General features: G+C 59.8%; 4 protein-coding genes. 1 reads left to right on the forward strand and 3 read right to left on the reverse strand.

Going from position 1 to position 2,325, the window contains the following annotated elements; translation table 11 throughout:
* Positions 1-49 precede the first annotated feature (49 nt).
* Positions 50-736 (reverse strand): SDR family oxidoreductase, encoded by a 687-nt coding sequence (locus AC1DRJ_RS24785; protein WP_477804484.1) that lies wholly within the window; start codon positions 734-736, stop codon positions 50-52.
* A gap of 24 nt (positions 737-760) precedes the next feature.
* Positions 761-1,111 (reverse strand): MerR family transcriptional regulator, encoded by a 351-nt coding sequence (locus AC1DRJ_RS24790; protein WP_007945909.1) that lies wholly within the window; start codon positions 1,109-1,111, stop codon positions 761-763.
* Positions 1,112-1,193: 82 nt separating this feature from the next.
* Between AC1DRJ_RS24790 and AC1DRJ_RS24795 the strand changes: the two genes are divergently transcribed.
* A complete protein-coding gene (locus AC1DRJ_RS24795) occupies positions 1,194-1,640 on the forward strand; it encodes a hypothetical protein (protein ID WP_477804486.1) in 447 nt (148 codons plus the stop codon).
* A 58-nt stretch (positions 1,641-1,698) separates the two neighbouring features.
* Here AC1DRJ_RS24795 and AC1DRJ_RS24800 read toward each other — a convergent pair.
* The coding region (locus AC1DRJ_RS24800; protein ID WP_477804485.1) for an ABC transporter permease at positions 1,699-2,325 on the reverse strand (627 nt) is incomplete at its 5' end.

Genomic DNA, 2,325 nt, shown 5'->3' on the forward strand with positions numbered 1-2,325 from the left:
GACACACCGTCATCGCGAGCAGGCTCACTCCTACAGGGGATTGTGGTGATTACCAGGGAATGGTTTCACCCCTGTAATTCACGAAATGATGTCCGCCCTTGCCGGTGTAGGCGTTCACCTGATCAACCAGCCCACGGGTACTCGTTTCCACATCAATGTCCGCACCTTCACCGCCCATGTCGGTTTTCACCCAGCCCGGATGCAGCGACAGCACGGTGAGTTTCTGCTCGCCCAATTGCGTGACGAAGCTGTTGGTCATCGAGTTCAGCGCCGCTTTACTGGCCTTGTACAACGCCAGTTCCGGCGCGTCCGGCATGGTCACGCTGCCGAGCACCGAACTCATGAACGCCAGCACGCCGCTGTCCGGGCGGATCTGCCCGACGAATTGCTGAGCCAGGTTGATCGGGGCCACAGCGTTGGTGAAAAACAGCTGGCCCACTTCGGCCAACGTCGCACCGCCTGGTGTTTGAACGTCCGGGCCCTTGACCCCGGCATTCACGAACAACAGGTCGAACATGTCACCCTTGAGTTGTTGGCTCAGAGCGATCACCGCAGGTTGATCGTCCATGTCGAGTTTTTCGATCCGCACGTTACCCAAGGCCCGCAGGGCTTCGGCGTTTTGCGGGTTACGCACGGTGGCGGTGACTTGCCAGCCGTCGGCCAGCAGGGTTTTCACCAGACCGAGGCCCAGGCCCCGGGAGGCTCCGATGATGAGTGCGGTTTTTGCCTTGGACATGAGTGGACTCCTTGAAAAAGAGGGTCACGGATTTAAAGGACAGCGCTGGCCGAGCCGTTGCTGCAACTCGCTACGCAACGCGCCGAGTTCGGCCATGCGAGTTTCGATCAGTTTGAGTTTGTCTTGCAGCAATTGCGTGACGGCGCTGTCCGGGTCGGGTGACTGCCAGATTGCCGCGACGCTGTTGCCGATTTCACCGAGGGTAAAACCCAGTCGCTGAGCGGTTTTGATGTACTGCACCAGTTGCACCATGTCCGCTGGATAGTCGCGATAACCATTGGCGCTGCGTTGCGCCGCGATCAATCCGCGCTGCTCATAGAAGCGCAGCGTATCGCGGCTGACCGCGCTGGCCTGGGCTAATTCACCAATGCGCATGTTGACGTCTCGAGAAGGCTTGACCCTGGAGCATACTCCAGGCTTTAGCCTTTTTGCTCCTCGAATGTATGGAGCAAAGCCGATGTGGACTTCAACGCAATATCGCCGGTTGGTGCGGGGCAGCGCCTGGTATGACTTGATCGTGATGGTGGCGTTTGTCACGCCATGGAGTTTTGCGGTTATGCATTCGGGGTTGGCGGGGGTGAGTCAGGCGTTCGATCTGCCCGGAGAGCTGCCAGCGTTTGAGCCGATGCACATGCTGATGGCGAATCTGCTGGGGTCGATTGTGTGCGTTTGGGCGGTGCTGCGGATTCGGGATCCGCAGCAGGTATTTGGGCGGTATGACGCGGCCGGAAGATTCCTGTTTTCGGCTTGGCAGCTTTATGCCTTGCTCCATGGTGCCAGCTCTTTGCTGGTGGTTTTTTTAGCCTTTGAATTGGCGTGGGGCGTGGCTCAAGTGTTGCCAGTCAGGCAGCCTTCGCGAGCAAGCCCGCTCCCACATTTGACCGAGTCGAACCGGTTTCTGTGACCGACATAAATCGAATGTGGGAGCGGGCTTGCTCGCGAAGGGGCCGGCCCATTCAATCCTAATGCCCGCCCTGCCACGGTTGCCCCAACGACACCGGCGCATACAACCGCGTCCGCACCGCATCTCGCGACAGCAGCACCAACACCACAATCGTCGCGACATACGGCAGCATCGCCAGCAGACTCGACGGAATCGCCAGCCCCAACCCCTGCGCCACCAAATGCAGGATGCTGGCGAGCCCGAACAGATACGCCCCCAAAAGCAAGCGCCACACCCGCCAGCTGGCAAACACCACCAGTGCCAAGGCAATCCAGCCACGTCCGGCGCTCATGTTCTCGGCCCACATCGGCGTGTACGCCAGGGACAGATACGCGCCAGCCAACCCGGCCATCGCGCCGCCAAACAACACCGCCAGCGTACGCACGCCTAACACCGGCAAGCCCATCGCACTGGCGGCATCCGGGTTTTCCCCAACGGCTTGAATGATCAGCCCGACGCGACTTTTCACAATCACCCACGCCACCAGTGCAAACAGTACGAAAGACAGGTACACCAGCAAATCCTGGGCAAACAGCATCCGTCCGATCAGCGGGATCTCACTCAAGTAAGGAATCGCCACCGGCTCAAAACCGGCCAGCGGCTTACCGACCCATGCCGCGCCGATAAACGTCGAAAGGCCCACACC

It is taken from the genome of Pseudomonas sp. P5_B2, assembly GCF_056400445.1.